The 17,452-nt window shown below is 69.7% G+C and carries 13 protein-coding genes and 2 pseudogenes; 4 read left to right on the top strand and 11 right to left on the bottom strand.

Annotation, left to right across the window (positions count from 1 at the left end; all coding sequences use genetic code 11):
* Positions 1-195: SPFH domain-containing protein (locus tag VIM19_04875; protein ID HEY5184236.1), on the bottom strand; the 195-nt coding region annotated here is incomplete at its 3' end.
* 381 nt (positions 196-576) lie between these two features.
* Between VIM19_04875 and VIM19_04870 the strand changes: the two genes are divergently transcribed.
* Complete coding sequence (locus VIM19_04870) at positions 577-735, top strand: hypothetical protein (GenBank protein HEY5184235.1); 159 nt, start codon at positions 577-579, stop codon at positions 733-735.
* A gap of 130 nt (positions 736-865) precedes the next feature.
* On the opposite strand, the gene VIM19_04865 is transcribed toward VIM19_04870, so the two are convergent.
* Complete coding sequence (locus VIM19_04865; GenBank protein ID HEY5184234.1) at positions 866-1,243, bottom strand: hypothetical protein; 378 nt, start codon at positions 1,241-1,243, stop codon at positions 866-868.
* Positions 1,244-1,576: 333 nt separating this feature from the next.
* A complete protein-coding gene (locus VIM19_04860; GenBank protein ID HEY5184233.1) occupies positions 1,577-1,789 on the bottom strand; it encodes a DUF1918 domain-containing protein in 213 nt (70 codons plus the stop codon).
* A 239-nt stretch (positions 1,790-2,028) separates the two neighbouring features.
* Here VIM19_04860 and VIM19_04855 point away from each other — a divergent pair, with 239 nt between their 5' ends.
* The 3 genes and pseudogenes from VIM19_04855 (at position 2,029) to VIM19_04845 (ending at position 6,244) form a co-directional block, all read left to right on the top strand.
* Positions 2,029-3,519 (top strand): LuxR C-terminal-related transcriptional regulator, encoded by a 1,491-nt coding sequence (locus VIM19_04855; protein HEY5184232.1) that lies wholly within the window; start codon positions 2,029-2,031, stop codon positions 3,517-3,519.
* A 349-nt stretch (positions 3,520-3,868) separates the two neighbouring features.
* A pseudogene (locus tag VIM19_04850) lies at positions 3,869-5,872 on the top strand (glycogen debranching N-terminal domain-containing protein).
* Positions 5,867-6,244 carry an SCP2 sterol-binding domain-containing protein gene (locus tag VIM19_04845; protein HEY5184231.1) on the top strand — a complete coding sequence of 126 codons (378 nt, stop codon included), beginning with the start codon at positions 5,867-5,869 and terminating at the stop codon, positions 6,242-6,244. Before VIM19_04850 ends, VIM19_04845 begins: the two are co-directional and overlap by 6 nt.
* Before the next feature lie 55 nt (positions 6,245-6,299).
* On the opposite strand, the gene VIM19_04840 is transcribed toward VIM19_04845, so the two are convergent.
* The 8 genes and pseudogenes from VIM19_04840 to VIM19_04805 all read right to left on the bottom strand — a co-directional run bounded on the left by VIM19_04840 (position 6,300) and on the right by VIM19_04805 (position 16,916).
* Positions 6,300-6,749, bottom strand: a complete 450-nt coding sequence (locus tag VIM19_04840; protein HEY5184230.1) for a hypothetical protein — start codon at positions 6,747-6,749, stop codon at positions 6,300-6,302.
* Positions 6,746-7,285: a hypothetical protein gene (locus VIM19_04835; protein HEY5184229.1), complete on the bottom strand. Its 540-nt coding sequence runs from the start codon at positions 7,283-7,285 to the stop codon at positions 6,746-6,748. Before VIM19_04835 ends, VIM19_04840 begins: the two co-directional genes overlap by 4 nt.
* A pseudogene (locus VIM19_04830) lies at positions 7,282-9,138 on the bottom strand (glycoside hydrolase family 15 protein). The gene VIM19_04835 and the pseudogene VIM19_04830 overlap by 4 nt, the downstream one beginning before the upstream one ends.
* A 79-nt stretch (positions 9,139-9,217) precedes the next feature.
* The gene (locus tag VIM19_04825; GenBank protein ID HEY5184228.1) at positions 9,218-10,150 is read right to left on the bottom strand and encodes an SMP-30/gluconolactonase/LRE family protein; all 933 of its coding nucleotides are present in this window, start codon (positions 10,148-10,150) and stop codon (positions 9,218-9,220) included.
* Between the two features lie 2 nt (positions 10,151-10,152).
* A complete protein-coding gene (locus VIM19_04820; GenBank protein HEY5184227.1) occupies positions 10,153-11,199 on the bottom strand; it encodes a glucose 1-dehydrogenase in 1,047 nt (348 codons plus the stop codon).
* An 82-nt stretch (positions 11,200-11,281) separates the two neighbouring features.
* The gene (locus VIM19_04815) at positions 11,282-14,242 is read right to left on the bottom strand and encodes an FAD-dependent oxidoreductase (GenBank protein HEY5184226.1); all 2,961 of its coding nucleotides are present in this window, start codon (positions 14,240-14,242) and stop codon (positions 11,282-11,284) included.
* The gene (locus VIM19_04810; protein HEY5184225.1) at positions 14,239-14,766 is read right to left on the bottom strand and encodes a 4Fe-4S dicluster domain-containing protein; all 528 of its coding nucleotides are present in this window, start codon (positions 14,764-14,766) and stop codon (positions 14,239-14,241) included. Before VIM19_04810 ends, VIM19_04815 begins: the two co-directional genes overlap by 4 nt.
* A complete protein-coding gene (locus VIM19_04805; protein ID HEY5184224.1) occupies positions 14,763-16,916 on the bottom strand; it encodes a molybdopterin-dependent oxidoreductase in 2,154 nt (717 codons plus the stop codon). The genes VIM19_04810 and VIM19_04805 overlap by 4 nt, the downstream gene beginning before the upstream one ends.
* Positions 16,917-17,452: the final 536 nt, after the last annotated feature.

The raw sequence follows: 17,452 nt of genomic DNA, 5'->3' as shown, positions 1-17,452 counted from the left end.
CCGCAGGGACACCCGGTGCATCACGTCGACGAACGGGATGATCAGCCGCAACCCCGGCTCCCGCACGCCGTGCAGCCGGCCAAATCGGAGCACAACGCCCCGCTCGTACTGCTTGACGATCTTGATCGAGAGCGCGAGCAGACCCACGAGCACTAGCACGATGACGACGAAAACGACGATCTGCGTGGTGGTCATCAAAACCTCCTTGGAGGGACCGCCCTCCACTGCCAGGGTGCGTCGCCGTTCGCGGGCGTGCGAGAGTCACAAGTCCTCAGCGCCCGTCCTCTAGTGCACGCCTGGACGAGCAGCAGAGCTGTGATCATTTCGGGCCGGCTCCCCAGCCGGAACGCGAGCGCCGCCTCACCGAACCTCGGGCGTCCCGGTGGCGAAGGTAAGGACCTCCGTCCGCCGTACCTGCCGACCGCCGGGAACACCGCGACAAGCGCCACCACGGCCGGACCGAGGTGCAGCGCCCTCGCCAAGCCCGGGCGGCGTCAGCACCTCCTCAGCGGTAGAAAGGACATGCCCGGCGTGGTCGCTACGCTGGCTGTCTACGCAGGAGGGGACGGAGATCCCATGAAGTACAAGATCACATACTTTGCCGACGATCAGCCTGTCGAAGAGGTCGAGGCCGCGCACTACGGCGAGCAAGGTGAATGGATCATCTTCGAGGACGGCAACGGTGAGAAGTTGCGGATTCGCGCCGACCAGGTGCTCCGAATTGACCGGCTCTAGAGCTCCCAGGGTCCATTGACACTGCACAAAAGCGATCATGGCTGGACTGGGACGACTGGCCGCAGGCTGGGCCGAACCAACCGACGTCGGGTGCTTGCGGTCGTCTACTTCTTCGCGGCTCCCGGCATGGTCAGCGAGGGGCCGCGCTGCGCACAACGTTGCGAATGAAGTTGTACTGCGTTGTGACGAGCCTGTCGGCCATGTCCACGGCGGCGCCGATGATGGTTTCGCGCCGTGACGGGCGTTCTCCGAGCGCGGGAAGCACTTCGTCGACGGTATCGACGAACTTCCGGACGGCCTCGATCGCCGCCCGCTGTCCCGCCTCGACCGCCTTGAGGACCTCGTCAGACAACTCAGCTGTCCTGTCAACCGGGCTCTTCTGCTCAGCTGCCGTGATCTTCTCGGCGGGCTTGGTGGTACGAGCCGCCCGTGCTGGCACCTTCTTCGCGGCGGGCTTGGTGGTACGAGCCGCCGGGGCTGGCGCCTTCTTCGCGGTAGTAGGGGCCATGATTACCCTCCTTGCGAGGTTGAATACGAACACAGCCGCCTCTCCCGGCCGGGTCGGCTGGTCACGCTTCTTCGTGCCGGGCTCCGGCTGGCCTTGATCACACCTCCTCGCGGTCCCACTGGCCCGTCCAGTCTCGACAGCTGCGAGCCGCCACGTCCAGAGTCGTCCCGCATGGTTCGCTCACCACAGTGCCCAACGTCCTTGACACCCTGCAATGTCGAGCGCCCAAGAACGTTTAGCCCCGCTCGGCGGGGGACGTGGCGGAGGTGGCGACCGCCGTGGTGTCCTGCCCCGGTCCAATGGTTGTGGCCGTCGCCGAACCGCGGTGTGGGGTTACGGCTTGGGTTGCTCGGGCAGGGCTGGGCGGGCCGGCCTTACGGTGGCGTCGGACGAAGGGATGATGAGGTCCTCGAGACCGTTGTCCCAGCGGACACGATACGGCGGCATTCCGTTGGGACCGCGGACCTCGATGATCTCGCCGTTGCGATCCGGCTGTCCGGTCCGGTTGCTGTGAAGCTGGAGATGGTCTCCCACGGCTGCATGCATCGCTGCCTGCTCTCCTTCGGCTGGTGTCACCACATTACGCCGCGACGGATCCTTCCGCGGCTGGTCCGAGCTACGAGGCTGGCCGCCCACAACGCGGAAGGACGCCGGGGCTTCGGGACGTGACTCGTAACCGGCATGCACGACCGAGGCCCGTCACGGGCGTGGCCCGGCGGCGACCCGGAGGTGGGCAACCTGCATCCCGAGGCGCTGAAGGCCCTGTGGTGGTCCGTGCCCGGCCCGTGCTCGCCGTTGGGTTCGCCGGGGCGATGCTGGCTGTCGGCGAGATCGAGGGCGTTGAGGACCGGCTGAGGGACTCCGAGCGGCGGCTGGACACCACCACAGGTATCCGTGGGCGATCGCCCACTCCACCGGCCGAGATCCTTGACGACGAGGAGTTCCGCCGGCTCCCAGCGGTGATCGAGCTGTACCGGACCGCACTGGCCCTGACTCGCGGCGATGGGGTCAGTACCGTGAGGGACGCCCAACGGGCGTTCGATCTGTCGCCGGAGGACGACCACCTCGTCCGTGCTGGCGCAGCGGGCTTGCTGGGGCTCGCCTACTGGGCGAGCGGGGACCTCGAGGCGGCCCATCGGTGGTACACCGAATGCGTGGCCGGCCTGCTTCAGGCCGGGCATACGGCCGACACCTTCGGGTGCGCGTTAGCGCTGGCGGACATTCGGCTTGCGCAGGGGCGTCTCAGCGAGGCCATCCGCACCTACGAGAACGCTTTGAGGCGTGCACCCTTGGAAGGAGGGCCGATTCTGCGGGGAACGGCAGACATGTACGAGGGGATGAGCGAGCTCCGGCTCGAAAGCGACGACCTGCCTGCCGCCACGCAGGCCCTCCTTCGGAGCCAGGAGCTCGGTGGGCCCATCGGGCTGCCCCAGTACCGCTATCGGTCGCGGGTCGCGGCGGCTCGGATCCGGACGGCCGAAGGTGATCCGGTCGGCGCGCTCCACCTGCTCGACGAGGCCGAGCGCGTGTACGTGAGTGACTGCTTCCCCAACGTCCGACCGATCCCGGCCCTGAAGGCCCGGCTGCACCTCGCGCGAGGGGAGTCGGGCGAAGCGCTCGTTTGGGTGCGTGAGAGCGGTCTGTCCGTCCAGGACGACCTGAGCTACCTGCGCGAGTTCGAACACATCACCCTCGCCCGGGTGCTCCTGGCCGGTTGCGCGACCGAGGGCTCGCAGCCCGCACTCCACGAGGTGACCCAGTTCTTGGAGCGTCTTCTCACGGCGGCGAAGGAGGGGGCAGGACGGGAAGCGTCATCGAGCTCCGGGTGCTTCTGTCGCTCGCCCACCAGAAACGAGGGGACAGCGCTTCCGCGTTCGCATCACTGGAACGCGGTGACGCTGGCTGAGCCGGAGGGCTGCGTTCGCGTCATCGTGGATGAGGGTCCACCGATGGCCTCGCTACTCAAAGGGCTCGCGAAACAGGCGACCGCCCGCGACTACGTCCGTCGCCTCCACGCAGCCATCACCACGCTTGAGCACCGTCCGGCCGACCGACCGGGCTTGATCGAGCCACTGAGCGAACGCGAGCTCGACGTGCTCCGGCTGCTCGGAACCGACCTGGACGGCCCGGACATCGCTCAGGAGCTCCTTGTGTCACTGAGCACCGTCCGGACTCACACTCAGAAGATCTACGCCAAGCTCGGAGTGAACAACCGTCGGGCAGCAGTCCGCGTGGCCGAGGAGCTCAACCTGCTGCCGCGCAGCGGCGGCCGCTGAGCCCTACTCACCGTCGTTCGCGACCCGTAGGCATCCGGCCACGGCGAGCCCCTGGACGTCGCGCGGCTCGGTGGGGCAGCACTGGCTGTCACTTCTGGCGACCGCCGGCGTCACGTTCGGCGCGGGCCGCGCGCGTGATGCCCGCTTCCGCCCGGGCCGCCCATGAGCTCGCGATCGCCACCGGGATGCCAGGGCTGAGCCTGGCCGGTCGCACCCGGGGGTATACGTCACTCGACAACGGCCAGGGCACGAACAACACCGCCAGCGGGAATGTCGTGATGAATGGGTCGTCCCAGCAGGGACCAAAGGGGGGTTGTCGCTCACGTTCGCGCCGGGGACGGTGTCGGGTATGAGGCGCACAGTCGACATCCTTGATGGCAACACTTTTGTGGTCAGTGATGAGCGGGGCGACGTCGACGGGTCGCCGGTGGAGCCGCACGGCTTGTTCCGGGCGGACACCAGGTACCTGTCCCGGTGGGTGCTGACGATCAACGGCGAGAGGCCGGCCACGCTCTCGGTGGACACGACGCGGTACTTCACAGCGCAGTTCTTTCTCGCGCCGGGGACAGCGTCGGCGTACGTCAACGCGAAGCTGGCGGTGATCCGCCGAAGGACAGTCCTGGACGGCTTCCACGAGTCGATCACGGTCACGAACCACGACGCGTCCGCGGTGAGCGTGGAGGTCGGGCTCGAGGCAGACGGGGACTTTGCTGACCTGTTCGAGGTGAAGGACGCAACCGTCGCGGAGAAGCGAGGGACCGCCTACCGCCGGGTCGAAGCGGACCGGCTGGTGCTGGGCTATGAACGGGAGTCGTACCGCCGGGAGACGTGGATCCGCGCCACGGGCGACCCGACACTGGAGGAAGGTCGGCTGCAGTTCGTCGTCGAGCTTCAGCCGCAGCAGTCCTGGACGACCGAGATCGACGTCCTCCCGGTCGAGCACCCTGACGAGGTGTCGGGATTCCCGGACCGGAGTGTCTGGGACGACCCGGAGTCGCGTCTGGGCTTGCGGTTGTTGAGCCAGACGGTTCCCGTCCTGAGGTGCGACTGGCCGCCGCTGGAGCGGATCTATGAGCAGAGCCTGCGTGACCTCGCGGCGTTGCGCTTCGACCTGCCCGCCCGTCCCGGTCACTTCCTGCCGGCCGCGGGTCTGCCGTGGTTCATGGCCGCATTCGGCAGGGACAGCCTCATCACGTCCCTGCAGGCGCTGCCGTTCCTGCCAGAGCTGGCCGAGACGACCCTGCTCACGTTGGGCGCGCTCCAGGCGCTGCACCGGGACGACTTCCGGGACGCGGAACCCGGGAAGATCATGCACGAGCTGCGCTTCGGTGAGCTCACGGCGTTCGAGGAGCGACCGCACTCGCCGTACTACGGCGCTGCCGACAGCACCCAGCTCTGGCTGGTCCTGCTGGACGAGTACGAGCGGTGGACCGGGCGGTCGGACCTCATCCGGAGCCTGGAACCCCAGGCGCGGGCCGCGCTGCGGTGGATCGACGAGTACGGCGACCGGGACGGAGACGGGTACGTCGAGTACGAGCGGCACAACACCGACACCGGGCTGGAGAACCAGTGCTGGAAGGACTCCGGGGACTCGATCCAGTGGGCGGACGGCCAGCTGGCGTCGCTGCCGCGAGCCACCTGTGAACTGCAGGGCTACACCTACGACGCGAAGCTCCGCTGCGCCCGGTTGGCCCGCGAGGTGTGGGACGACGTGGCGCTGGCCGAGCGGCTGGAGCAGGAGGCGGCCGATCTGAAGGTGCGCTTCAACCGCGACTTCTGGCTGGAGGAGCAGGGCTACTACGCACTCGCCCTGGACGGCGCGAAACGGCCCGTCGACGCCCTGGCCTCGAACCTCGGGCACCTACTGTGGAGCGGCATCGTCACCGACGAGCGGGTCCCGCGGGTGGTCGAGCTGCTCACCGGGGAGCGGCTTTACTCCGGGTGGGGGGTTCGCACGTTCGGCACCGGCCAGACCGGGTACAACCCGATCGGCTACCACCTGGGCACGGTGTGGCCGCACGACACGGCGATCGCGGTGCTCGGCCTGGTGCGGCAGGGCTACCGTGCCGAGGCCGCGCGGATCGCGATGAGCCTGCTCGAGGCCGCCGAGCTGCTCGGCGGCCGGCTCCCCGAGGCGTTCGCCGGGTTCAGCCGGGAGGAGACCGCCTACCCCGCGGAGTACCCCACCGCCTGCTCACCGCAGGCGTGGGCGGCGGGCGCGCCGCTCATGCTGATCCGCGCGGTGCTCGGCCTCGAACCCGACGGGGCGATCCTGCGGTCCCAGCCGCATCTCCCGCAACGGATCCGGAGGATGCAGCTGGCTCGAATCCCAGGTCGGTGGGGCGCCGTGGACGTCGGCGTCGACCTGTCCGACCAGGTCCTGCGGGTCGGTGCCGAGCCCGGCGAGGTCGCCGACCTCCTCGCCTCGGCCACGCGGCACCTGCCCCCGAACCTGACCCCTGGGCGTACCACCTCGATCGGGTTCGACCTGGGTACGGAGGGCTCGTACCGGCTCCTGCTCGAGGATGGGCACGCCACCCTCGACACCGACGCCGAAGCGGCGGACTGCGTCATCCGCACCGACCAGCAGACCCTGCTTGAGCTGCTCCACGGCACCCGCAGCTACTCCACCGCCATGATGTCCGACCGCCTGCGGATCCACGGCGACCGCCTCATGGCCGTCACCTTCTTCACCCGGGCCGCAGAGGACCAGCCAGACGGGTAGCTCATCGGGGCGAACAGCCTCTCCACGGCGAGGGCCCGGCCTCACCGGAACACCTTCACCTCACGTCCGGCGGCGGAGGAGTGATCCCCCACTCACCGACCCATGACCCACCTGGCTCCAACGTGATCAGCCCGGCTCCCGACCGGAACGCGTCGGGGGGGCAGGTCATCGGTTCGACGGCAAGGCTTCGTCGAGTGATCTCAGGCAACGCGTCCCCCGTGAACAGCATCAGGTGCGTGTAGGCGGGGTTCACCCACAGCGCGACCTGCCTGCTCTCCTCGGGCGCAGCGAGCTCGACACGGGCCAGCCCGGCGTCATCCCGGACGAGATCGGTGAAACAGTGATCGAGCCGGGCGGATCCGATCGGTCGCGGTCGGCGGAAGTCGTACCCCGTGCCCTCGACCGACTGCGCACCCTCGGGGATGCCGCGCCGGTCGCTCAGCAGAACCGTCGCTCCGGGTGCGCGGAGAATCGTGTCGTCCACCACGCCCGTTCCGGTGGTCAAGTAGGGGGGGCGCCGCTACCGAAGGGGCACGACGTCGACCCGAAGTTGCGGGCCGCGGTTCTCACCCTCAGTCCATCCGCGGACAGCCGGTACCCGATGCTGAGCTGGAGGAAGTACGGGTAGCCCGGTTGCGGGTGCAGGGCGTGCGCCACGACCACTCGGTCGGTCTCGATGTGGCTGCCGGTCCACGGGGCCCAGCGAACCAGCCCATGGATGGCATTCGAGTGCTCCGGTTCGGTGAGCGCCAGCTGGTGGTGGCGACCGTCGAACCGGTAGCGGCCATCCTTCACCCGGTTTGGCCAGGGGATCAGGACCTGACCTCGACCTGCGGAGCACATCTCGTCCGCTGCGTACCCATCGAGGACGTCGCGTCCACCCGCCGAGTAGGAACGGATACCGCCGCCGATCTGGACGATGACGGCTCGCTGCTCCCTGTAGGTGATCTCCCATTGCTGTCCAGACGGTGCCGGACCTGCGGAGCCCGAAGTCGGCGAACCGGACGCCTCCCCAGGGGTGGGAGCGTCGGCGCCGATCATGCCATCTCCTCAAGTCTCTCCCCGACGATGATCCGCGAGGCGGCCTCGATCAGGGCGAGGTGCGAGAACGCCTGCGGGAAGTTGCCGAGGTGCCGCGCGCTTTGGGCGTCGAACTCCTCCGCGTACAGCCCGAGTGGCGATGCGATCCTCAGCAGGCGCTCCATGGCATCGCGGGCGCGTGCCTTCTCCCCGATGATCGACAGCGCGGAGACCAGCCAGAAGGAGCAGATCAGGAACGTGCCCTCCTCACCGGACAGGCCGTCGTCGGTTTCGTCGGTTCGATACCGCAGCACGAAGCCGTTCTCGGTCAGCTCGTCGGCGATGGCGAAGACGGCGGCGCGCAGCCGGTCGTCGGTGCCGGGCAGGAAGCCGGTGAGTGCGGCCAGCAGGGTCGAGGCGGCCAGCGCATCGGTGGCGTAGTGCTGGCGCAGGACGCCGCGCTCGGAGACTCCGTGGTCCAGGATGTCGGCCTTGATCTCCTCTGCGGTGGCTCGCCAGGTCGCCTCCCGGTCTGGTTCACCCGCGATCCCGGCCAGCTGGGCCGCCCGGTCGAGGGCTACCCAGCACATCAGCTTCGAGGACACGTAGTGCTGAGCCTCGCCGCGGGCTTCCTAGATACCTTGGTCGGGCTCCCGCCACACGTCGGTGGCGCGCTGTGCCTGCGTCTCGATGATGGGCCACAGCCGGGCCGGCCTCCGCTGGCTGCGACGCGCGTGGAGCAGGATCGAGTCGAGCACCGCCCCGTACACGTCGTTTTGCCGCTGGTCGAAGGCACCGTTGCCGACCCGCACCGGTCGGGATCCGGCGTAGCCGGACAGGTCGTCCCGGATCGACTCGGTCAGGTCCCGCCTCCCGTCGATCCCGTACATGATCTGGAAGGTCCCGTCCTCGTTCGGTTCGACATCGGCGATGAACTGCATGAACTCGTCGGCTTCCCAGTCCAGGTTGAGCCAGTGCAGCGCCTGCAGGGTGAAGGTGGCGTCCCGCATCCAGGTGTAGCGGTAGTCCCAGTTGCGCTCACCGCCGGGCGTCTCCGGCAAGGAGGTGGTCAGTGCGGCAACCGTGGCCCCGGTGGGCATGTAGGTGAGCCCTTTGATCGCCAGGGCTGAGCGTTGGATGGGGTCCCGGTACCGGTGGTCGGGCATCCGGGCCCGGCCCAGCCACGCCGCCAGTAGCGGGTGGTGTCCGCGATCTTGACCTCGGCCTGGTCCACGTCCTGCGGGGCGGCCAGACCGCTGGCCCAGGACAGCACGCAGTAGGCCCCGCGCCCCCGCCTGAAGGATGTGCCGAGCCTTGACCCGGCCACCCTCGATGCCGATCGCGAGGTCAGTGCAGAGACGGAGGGTCTGGCCGGCGCCGCTCGCGTCGGCCACGTGCCGGTCGCCGTCGGCCAGGGACCAGGTGGCTGTCGTGCGTCCGTAGTCGAACACGGGCTCGCAGACGAGGTCGATCTCGACCTGCCCCTCGATGCACTCCACCGTCCTCACCAGCATGTGGTCTGCGTCGTCGTCGGCGGGCGGGCGGGTGTGCGGCGTGACCGAGTCCTCCTCCTGCCGTGGTCCCATGGTCAGCGCGTCCCGGACCACCACCCAGCCCTGTTGGTGCTTCCAGGTCGTCACCAGCACGTTCGTGCCCGGCTCGTAGGCGCGGGCCGAGGGGTGGTTCACGCCGAACGGCGCGAACCGGAAGAACCCGGCCTGCCGGTCGAGCAGACTGCCGAAGACGCTGGGCGCATCGAAACGGGGCACGCACAGCCAGTCGATCGACCCGTCCGGAGCGACCAGCGCTCCCGTGTGGCAGTCCGACAGAAACGCATAGTCGGCGATCGGTGCGAACGGAGAGGAGGTGCTCATGAGCGCGCCCACCCTTCGCGCCGGGCGACGTGGGCAGTGACGAGCGGATCGGACATGCCAGGCTCCTCTTCTCGCACTTTCAACGGTCGAGCGCGGCCCACCAGACGGGATCGGGGATGAACGCAGCGGCGGGCTGGCCGGTGGCGTCGGTGGCGTGCCGGTAGACCAGCCCGGCGGCCGGTTCGGCGCGGCGCTGTTCGTCGGTGTAGTTCTCGGTCGCTGTGGTGACGTACAGCCGGTTGAGCCCCGGGCCGGCGAGCGCACAGCAGGTGCTCTGCGGCGCAGGCACGAGGAACTCCTGTCTCAGCGCCCCGGCCGGTGAGTAGCGCCGGACCCGTCCCCCGCCGTAGATCGCCACCCACAGGTCGCCCGCGGCGTCCACGGTCATGCCGTCCGGCGCACCGACGTCCTCGGGCACGGTGAGCAGGACCCTCCGGTCGGAGAGGGAGCCCCGTTCGGCGTCGAACGCGAACGCGTAGACCACCCGCGGGCCACTGTCCACCAGGTACATCGTGGCGCCGTCAGGGCTCCACCCGATGCCGTTGGGGATCGTCATACCCCCGAGCACCTGCTCGACACGTCCGTCGGTGGCGAGCCGGTAGAGCGCGCCGCCGCCCTCGTGGTGGTCGTCGGCCAGCGCCCCGCCCCAGAACCGGCCCTGCGGGTCGCTGGCGCCATCGTTCATCCGGGTCGCGGGGGGTGACACCTCGGCAGCGATCACCCGATGGGTGCCGTCGGGGGCCAGGTGGACGAAGCCCCGCCCGGCGCCGAGCAGCCAACCGTCGTCGCCCTGGACGGGTGCGATCATCCCGACCGGCCACGGCAAGTCGTAGACGCGCACGGAGACCAGCGCACCGTCGTCGGTGACCCGGTCGCGGTAGACCCGCCCGGCCAGGATGTCCACGCGCAGTAGCTCGTCCCGACCGGCGTCCCACCGCACTCCCTCGCCGAGCTGGGTCTGCTCGGTCGTACAGACGACGGCCCCGCCGTCCTGGTCAGGCTCGCCGGCCATGGTCAGGCTCCGAAGTCCAGGACGACCTTGATGTCGTCGGGGCCGCGCTGCAGCGCGTCGGCGACATCCTGCGGGGGGACCCGCCGGGTGACCAGCCGGGCCAGCCAGGCCCGGTCGGCCGCGGCGAGCGCCTGGGCGGCTCGGTAGAAGTGCCGGCGGTTGGCGTTGACCGAGCCGATGACCACGTTGTTCTGCAGGACCAGCTCCTTGCCGAGGTCGGCGGGAGACAGTCCGCTGCTTGCGCCACCGCTGCCCACTCCGGTCAGGCACACGACTCCGCCCGGACCGACCTGACGGATCGAGTCGACGATGACTGGGCCTACCCCGGTGCACTCGATGATCACGTCGGGCTTGAAGCCCAGGTCGGGGATGGGCCCGGAGTGGTAGGTGGCGCCGAGATCACGCACTAGCTGCGGCTTGGCACCCTCGGTGACCTGGTCGAGGACGTGCACCTCGCCACCGTGCTGGACGCCGATGAGGGCGGCGAGCATGCCGATCGGGCCGGCACCGGTGACCAGCACGGTTCGTGGCTCCCAGAACGCTCGGGCTCGCATGGCCCCGACCAGCTCCCAGGCCTTGGTCACCACGGTGGTCGGCTCGAGCAGTACCCCGAGGCGGCCGAGCGAGGGGTCAAGCTTGGTGAAGTACCCCGGTTCGATCCGCCAGCGTTCGGACATGAACCCGTCGATCTCCTTGATGCCCCTCTCGGTGTACTGCCCGTTGGTGCACATGTCCCACTCCCCCACGGCGCAGTTCGGGCAGGGCACCGGGTCGGGACGCCGGACGATCCCGACGATCAGGTCACCAGCCCGCACGCTGCGGTCCGGCCCAGGGTCGACGACCCGGCCCAGTGACTCGTGACCCAGAATCAGCCGGTCCCGCCCGGGAGGGGCCCAGCCGTACGCGCCGGAGGCGATCTCGACGTCGGTGCCGCAGATGCCCACCGCGACCGCCTCGACCAGGATCGACCCGGTGGTCTGGTCCGGTTCGGGGACCTCCTCGAAGCGAACCGAGTCCGTGACCCCCGGCTGAACCGTGACGGCCTTCATGACTCCTCCTCAAAAGAACCGTGCGGCGATCCGCCGCCGGAGGTGTGCCGGGGGGCGACCTGGAAGTGACCCGTCGGCGGTTTCATCGCCGACGGCCGGGTGCTGTCACTACGGGACGATCGGCCCGGCGTCGCACACATGCGGGGCACAGCTCACGGTCCAGGTGCGCGGCCATGTGATCGGGCAGGCGGTCACGGATGAAGTCCCGGTGGGCCGGCGTCTGGGTCGGTGCGCCGCAGTCGATGCAGGTCAGCAGGGGCTGCTCGCGAACCACGGTCCCGGTGATGACCGTGCGCCGGACGCCGTCGACGTCCTCGAGGTGGATCGCTCCCGTCGGGCAGACCTGCGTGCAGGCGCCGCAGCCGATGCACAGGTCCGCTGGCCGGGTGAAGTCGAAGTAGGCGAGCCGACCGGCCTGCGTGTCGGCCATCCGCAGCGCATCGACGCCCATCTCGCTGCAGGCGGCCATGCACAGGCCGCAGCCGATGCAGACGTCGCAGCGCAGGCAGCGGCGGGCCTCGTCGTGCGCCATCGCATCGGTCATGCCCAGCTCGATGCGGACGTAGTTGCCCTCGCCGAGGACCTCCTCGACGCTTCTTTCGGGCATCGCGGCGCGGCGGCGGTGAGTGCGCTCGTCGGCTTCGACGTGCAGGGGAGCCACCTCGGCGCGGCGAACCGCCCGGCCGGTGGCGGCGCTCAGGGGCGTTTCGCGCAGCCAGGCGTCGATGGCGGCCGCGGCGATCTTCCCGGAGCGGATCGCCTCCACGGCCGTCCGTGGGCCGTGCTCGGCGTCTCCGCCGGCGAAGATGCCCGGCACGTCGGTCATCAGCGTCTTGGAGTCCGCGACGATGAAGCCGTGCGTGTTGGCCACGCCGCTGCCGTCGAGGATCGCCAGGTCCGTGCCTTGACCGGTGGCCAGGATCACGTGGTCCGCGGCGAGCTTCAGCGGGCGCGCCGTGTCGAACAGGGGGGCGAAGCGGCCGTTCTCGTCGTGGACCTGTTCGCAGAGCTGGAAGGTGACCTCGCCGTCTTCGTCGATGCGCACCGGGCCCCAGCCCGGGTGCAGCTGCACGCCTTCGGCGGCTGCGTTCTCGATCTCGTGCGGGCTGGCGGGCATCTCGCGGCGCTTCTCCAGGGAGACCAGGTCGACGTGCTGCGCGCCTTGCCGCAGCGCCGTCAAGGCGACGTCGATGGCGACGTTCCCTCCGCCCACGACGACGACCCGCGGCCCGACCCGCACCTGATCGCCGCTGCGCACGGACCGCAGGAAGTCGATGCCGCCCAGCACGAAGGGCTGGTGGACACCGTCGATCGGGATGAGGCGCGACTGCTGGGTGCCCAGACCGAGGAACACCGCGTCGTAGCCCTTGCGGAACGTCTCGAGGCTGCCGACCGGGGTGCCGGTGTGGATGGGTACCCCCAGCACCCGGATCTGGTCGAGTTCCTGCTCGAGCAGATCCGGCGGCAGGCGGTAGGCCGGGATGCCGTAGCGCAGCATTCCGCCGGCCTTGTCCTGCGACTCGAAGACCTCGACCTGGTGACCGTAGGTGCGCAGGTAGTAGGCAGCGGCCAGGCCGGACGGCCCGGAGCCGATGATGCCGATGCGCTTGCCGGTGTCAGCGGCCAGCTCCGGCTTGGGGTAGCCGCCCTCGGCCAGGCAGTGCTCGGCTGCCTTGGCCTTCAGCGGCCGGATGAAGACAGCCCCGTTGCTGCCCCGTCTCACGCACGCAGACTCGCACGGCGCGGGACAGACCAGGCCGCAGGTCAGCGGCAGCGGGTTGTCCCGCCTGATGACCTCGATGGTGGACCGGTAGTCGCCGTGGCCCAGGTGGGCGATGAAGCTCGGGATGTCGATGTTGGCCGGACACGTCCCGTGGCACGGCGCCGGCCGGTCCTCCAGGCAGACCCCTTCGGGGCAGGACTCACGCCGGGCGTGCTGCTCCCACTGCTCCCGGTAGTAGCGCAACGAGCTGCCCAGCGGCCAGCTGGCCGCGAGCCCCTGTACCGCGAGCTCGAGCGCCACCTCGTCGAGGGCGGTGAGATGGCCGGCACCACCCCGGCCGAGGGTGATCTCAGTCGCCAGACGCGCAGCGCGGGCCAGCAACGGACGCACCGCTGCCGCGTCGCCGTCGGCGAGGAGCCAATGGCGATAGAGCGCACGTCGGGTCGCTTTGACGACGCACACGCCCTGCGCCATCACCATCAGGGTGGACGGCGCCGGGATGATGCCCGCGGACGACAACGACAGGGGCTCGCAGGACAGGTCCGCCTCCGACAGCGGCAGGAAGCCGCCGAGCCCGTCGTCGAGGACGAGCACAGCGTCGCGACCTTCCACCTCGACACCGCCACCCCAGCCCTCGATCTGGCGCCGCAGTTGCGCGGAACGCGCGAACTCGACCAGGCCGCGCTGCTTCATGCCGCGCCGCAGCGTGAGCAAGGACGCATCCAGACCGGACTCGCCGGCGAACAGCAGGGCCAGCCGGCACCAGGTCTCCGGGGTGTGGATCAGCCGCGACCCGTCGGTCGCGTGCCCCTCCCCCCAGGGGCTGGCCGGGCAGTCGCGCTGGATCTCCACCTGCCGGCGGGGGATCGCGGCCTCGGCGAGCGACCGCATGGCGTCGACAGCGTTGAGCAGGGCCGCCTCACGGCCGGTCAGTTCGCTCGGCAGGCGCAGCTCGACCTTGAGACTGTCCCGCAGTCCGGCCGCGATCAGCACTCCCTCGGCCAGCAGCCACGGGGCGCCATCGAGAACCGCAGCCGTGCCGCGGGCCCGCTCGTCGAAGCCGGTTGCGTCGATGACCAGCGTCGAGGGCCCGCGGCCGCGAAGGAACCGGCGCCAGGCCAGATGGATCGGTTCGCCGGCGCCGCCGGACTCAGCCAGGGCCGACTCCTGCACCTGCTGCAGCCGCTGCACGGGCGTCAGGGACTGCGCCCGGGACAGGCCCGGCAACGCCGCGTCCAGAGTCTGCGCGGGCGGCTCGGCGCCGGCCAGGGCCGCAGCGCCAGCGTCGAGCCACGCTGGCAGCAGCTGAAGCTCGCTCATGGCGAGTCCTCGTCGCTCCCCAGCGGTTCGGCGATGAGCTGGCGGGCGTATCGCTCGCGGCGCGGGTCTGGCACCTCGGTGGCGACGCCGAAGGACAGGCAACCGGTCACGCACGTCGTGACGCAGGCCGGCTGCAGCCCGGCATCGATGCGGTCCATGCAGTAGTCGCACTTGACCACCTTGCGCGTGGCCGGATCCCACTGTGGGGTGCCCCAGGGGCACGCGGCGATGCAGCTCTTGCAGCCGATGCACAGACTGGACTCGACGAAGACGATGCCGTCCTTCTCGCGCTTCTGCATGGCGCCGGTCGGGCAGGCCCGCACGCACCACGGGTCCTCGCAGTGGAAGCAGGGCATGAACACGAACCGCATGCGCGGGTGTCCGCCGACCTCGACCGGGCCGAAGGTGATGATCTTGCACGGGGCCGGTCCGGCCTCGACGTTCTTGTTGGTCTTGCAGTGCACCTCGCAGGCCTGGCAGCCGATGCAGCTCGCTTCGTCGTGGCGAAGGATGTAGTCGCTCATCGGTCGGCTCCTGCCGCCGCAGCGGGCTTGACCTGGACGATGGTTTCGGTCATGGCACAGCCACCACCGGCCGGGTCGAAGTCGTAGAGCTTGCCGTGCTGCAGGCGCTGGTCGGCCACGCCGAACCCGCGGGCGCGGGTGGCGAGCGGCACCGTGGCGCCGTAGCCGTGCAGCATGAACACCGCCTCGGGATGGATCCACGGAGTCACCCGGGCCTTGATCCTTCCGACGTAGCGTCCGCCCCCGTTGACCTCCACCTCCTCGCCGTCGCGGATGCCGAGCGGCCTGGCCCGGTCGGGGTGGATCCACAGCACCTGCTCCGGGGCGACCTCGTGCAGGATCGGGTTGTTCAGGGATTGGCCCTGCGCCAGCGTCGCCGTCTTCGCGAAGAGCAGCACGAAGCGGTCGTCGGTGGGGGGCTCCTTGGGCTGGTACGGCGGCAGGCTGGCCAACCCGGCGCCCGTCAGGGTCTCGCTGTCGATCTCGATCCGCCCCGAGGGGGTCGGGAACCTGAGCTCGTCGCGCGGTGTCAGGGTCGGCGCGTCCGCCAGGGCGACGATCCCCGTCTCGCGCAGCTGGGCGATCGTCACGCCGGTGCCATCGAGCTGGTAGTTCCACAGCTCCTCGATGGTCTCGAAGTCGAGTGCCTCCTTGACCCCCATCCGGCGCAGGATCTCGCGGAAGATCCACCAGGCCGGGCGGCTGTCGAAGCGCGGGGCGATCGCCTGGTCCCGCATGGTGAACACGGGCACTGGGCCGTTCATCTGGCCGAGGATGTTGGCGCGCTCGAGGTAGGTCGACTCGGGGAGGATGACGTCGGCGAACCAGCCCGTCTCCGAGTAGCGCACGTCGATCGAGACGAGCAGCGTGAGCTTGTCCAGCGCACGCTGAGTCGCCTCGGGGTCGGGCAGGCCGGTGAGAGGATCGTGGCGGTAGGCGAAGTAGGCGCCGATGCCGTAGGGCTGCCCCGTCTCCATGGCGGCGAATGCCTGGTGCAGCATGCCGATGGCCGGGTCCCACTGGGGGCGGTCCGCGCCGGCACCGTCCACCCGCGGTTCGACGACCTCGGGCACCCGGTCGGTCAAGTGGTTCAGGCCCTTGCGGCCGTACTGCTCGGGTGACTTACCCAAGACGAAGCCACCCGGGATCTCGATGTTGCCCATCAGCGCGTTCAGGATCAGCGCCGTGCGGCTGACGTAGAACGACTGCTTGTGACGCGCCGACATCCAGCCCGGGTGGAAGATCACGCGTGGCACATCGGCGGCGATCTCTTCGACAAAGCCACGGAGCTGCTCGGCGGGGAGGCCGGTGTGGGCCTCCTGCCACTCCGGGGTCGTGTCCTGGACCGCCTCGCGCAGGGAGTCCATGCCGGAGACGAAACGGGCGACGAAGTCCTGGTCGTACACCCCCTGCTTCAGGATCTCGTGGATGAGCGCGAGGTTGAGCGCGTAGTCGCTGTTCGGGCGGACCTGCCAGTACCGGGTGGCCTTGCTGGCGGTGATGGTGGCGCGCGGATCGATGTAGGTGCAGCGCATCCCGTTCGCCAGTGCAGCCATGAAGGCCTTGGCCTCTTTGACCATGAGGGACTCGAGGACGTTGCGGCCGTACAGGACCAGGTGCTTGGTGTTCTTCAGGTCGAAGATGAGCCCCTCGTGGCCGAAGCCGTAGATCGACCGTGCCGCGTTGTGCGCGTTGCCGGTGCAGCCGGCGTCGTGGTTGAAGTAGTTCGGCGAGCCGAGCGCACGCACGAAGGTCCGGGTCAGGTCGACGAAGGGACCGCCGCGGTCGGATAGCGCAATGCCACAGGGACCGAAGGCCTCGATCGTCTCGTTCAGCTTGTCGGCGATGTAGTCGAGGGCCTCGTCCCAGGACGCCCGCCGCCACTGGCCGCCGCCACGCGGGCCCGTGCGGATGAGCGGCGTCTGCGGCCGCTGGTCGTCGAACTCCAGGGACAGCCCGGCCGCGCCCTTCGCGCACAGGCTGGTGCCGAGGGCCTTGTCATGCGGGTTGCCCTGAAGCCAGGTCACCCGACCGTCCTCGACCGTCACCTCGATCGGGCACCGCACCGCGCACATGCCGCACATGCTGTAGACCGTGCGCCGGCCAGGCCCGCCGACATCGCTCACGTTCGGTGCCACGGTGGAACTCACGGCAGCCTCCTTGCCCGGGTTCGCTCGGCCCTTTGAGCGCCCCGACTGCGGGCTTCATGGGCCGGTGAGACGAGTAGGCGTGCGATTCGATACCGCCCAGGCCTCCCGGCCCGCCACTGGTGCCGAGGGCCGTTCAGCCGCTCTCGACTTCGAACTCCGCCTCGCCCCGCCTCAGCGGCGGGGCGCAGCTGGGTGCTGGTGCGTGTCACCCAGGCCACGCTAGGAGGCGTCCGATCTGCGGCAATCACCCGCACCGGGTGAGATCCGGTGTGTCTGGTCCCGACATCAGCGATCGGCGACCCGATCATTCTCATCCTCCGTCGACCGAGACCCGGCTCACCAGTCTGGTGCGGTCGGCCGGATCGCCTGTCCTGGCTTGAGGGGCAGCTGCCCTCGTCAGTGCGAGAAGGATGAGGGCTGCTCCTGGGTGGGCATCGGGCCGTTCAGCGCGTCGAGCCAGCTGACCGCGGTCTCCAGGTCTCGAAGGAACAGCCCGGCCATGTCGTGGCTGAACCCGTTGCGGACGACAACACGAA

This window comes from Actinomycetes bacterium (genome assembly GCA_036510875.1).
In the GTDB taxonomy this organism is placed as follows: domain Bacteria; phylum Actinomycetota; class Actinomycetes; order Prado026; family Prado026; genus DATCDE01.
The sequence above is the reverse complement of the archived record's forward strand: the minus strand, read 5'-3'. Positions and strand labels throughout refer to the sequence as shown.

Bases quoted from the DNA above. Each gene is read 5' to 3' on its own strand.
- VIM19_04870 (HEY5184235.1), top strand. From the start codon at position 577: ATGAAGTACAAGATCACATACTTTGCCGACGATCAGCCTGTCGAAGAG.
- VIM19_04865 (HEY5184234.1), bottom strand. From the start codon at position 1,243: ATGGCCCCTACTACCGCGAAGAAGGCGCCAGCCCCGGCGGCTCGTACC.
- VIM19_04860 (HEY5184233.1), bottom strand. From the start codon at position 1,789: ATGCATGCAGCCGTGGGAGACCATCTCCAGCTTCACAGCAACCGGACC.
- VIM19_04835 (HEY5184229.1), bottom strand. From the start codon at position 7,285: ATGATCGGCGCCGACGCTCCCACCCCTGGGGAGGCGTCCGGTTCGCCG.
- VIM19_04825 (HEY5184228.1), bottom strand. From the start codon at position 10,150: ATGGCCGGCGAGCCTGACCAGGACGGCGGGGCCGTCGTCTGTACGACC.
- VIM19_04820 (HEY5184227.1), bottom strand. From the start codon at position 11,199: ATGAAGGCCGTCACGGTTCAGCCGGGGGTCACGGACTCGGTTCGCTTC.
- VIM19_04815 (HEY5184226.1), bottom strand. From the start codon at position 14,242: ATGAGCGAGCTTCAGCTGCTGCCAGCGTGGCTCGACGCTGGCGCTGCG.
- VIM19_04810 (HEY5184225.1), bottom strand. From the start codon at position 14,766: ATGAGCGACTACATCCTTCGCCACGACGAAGCGAGCTGCATCGGCTGC.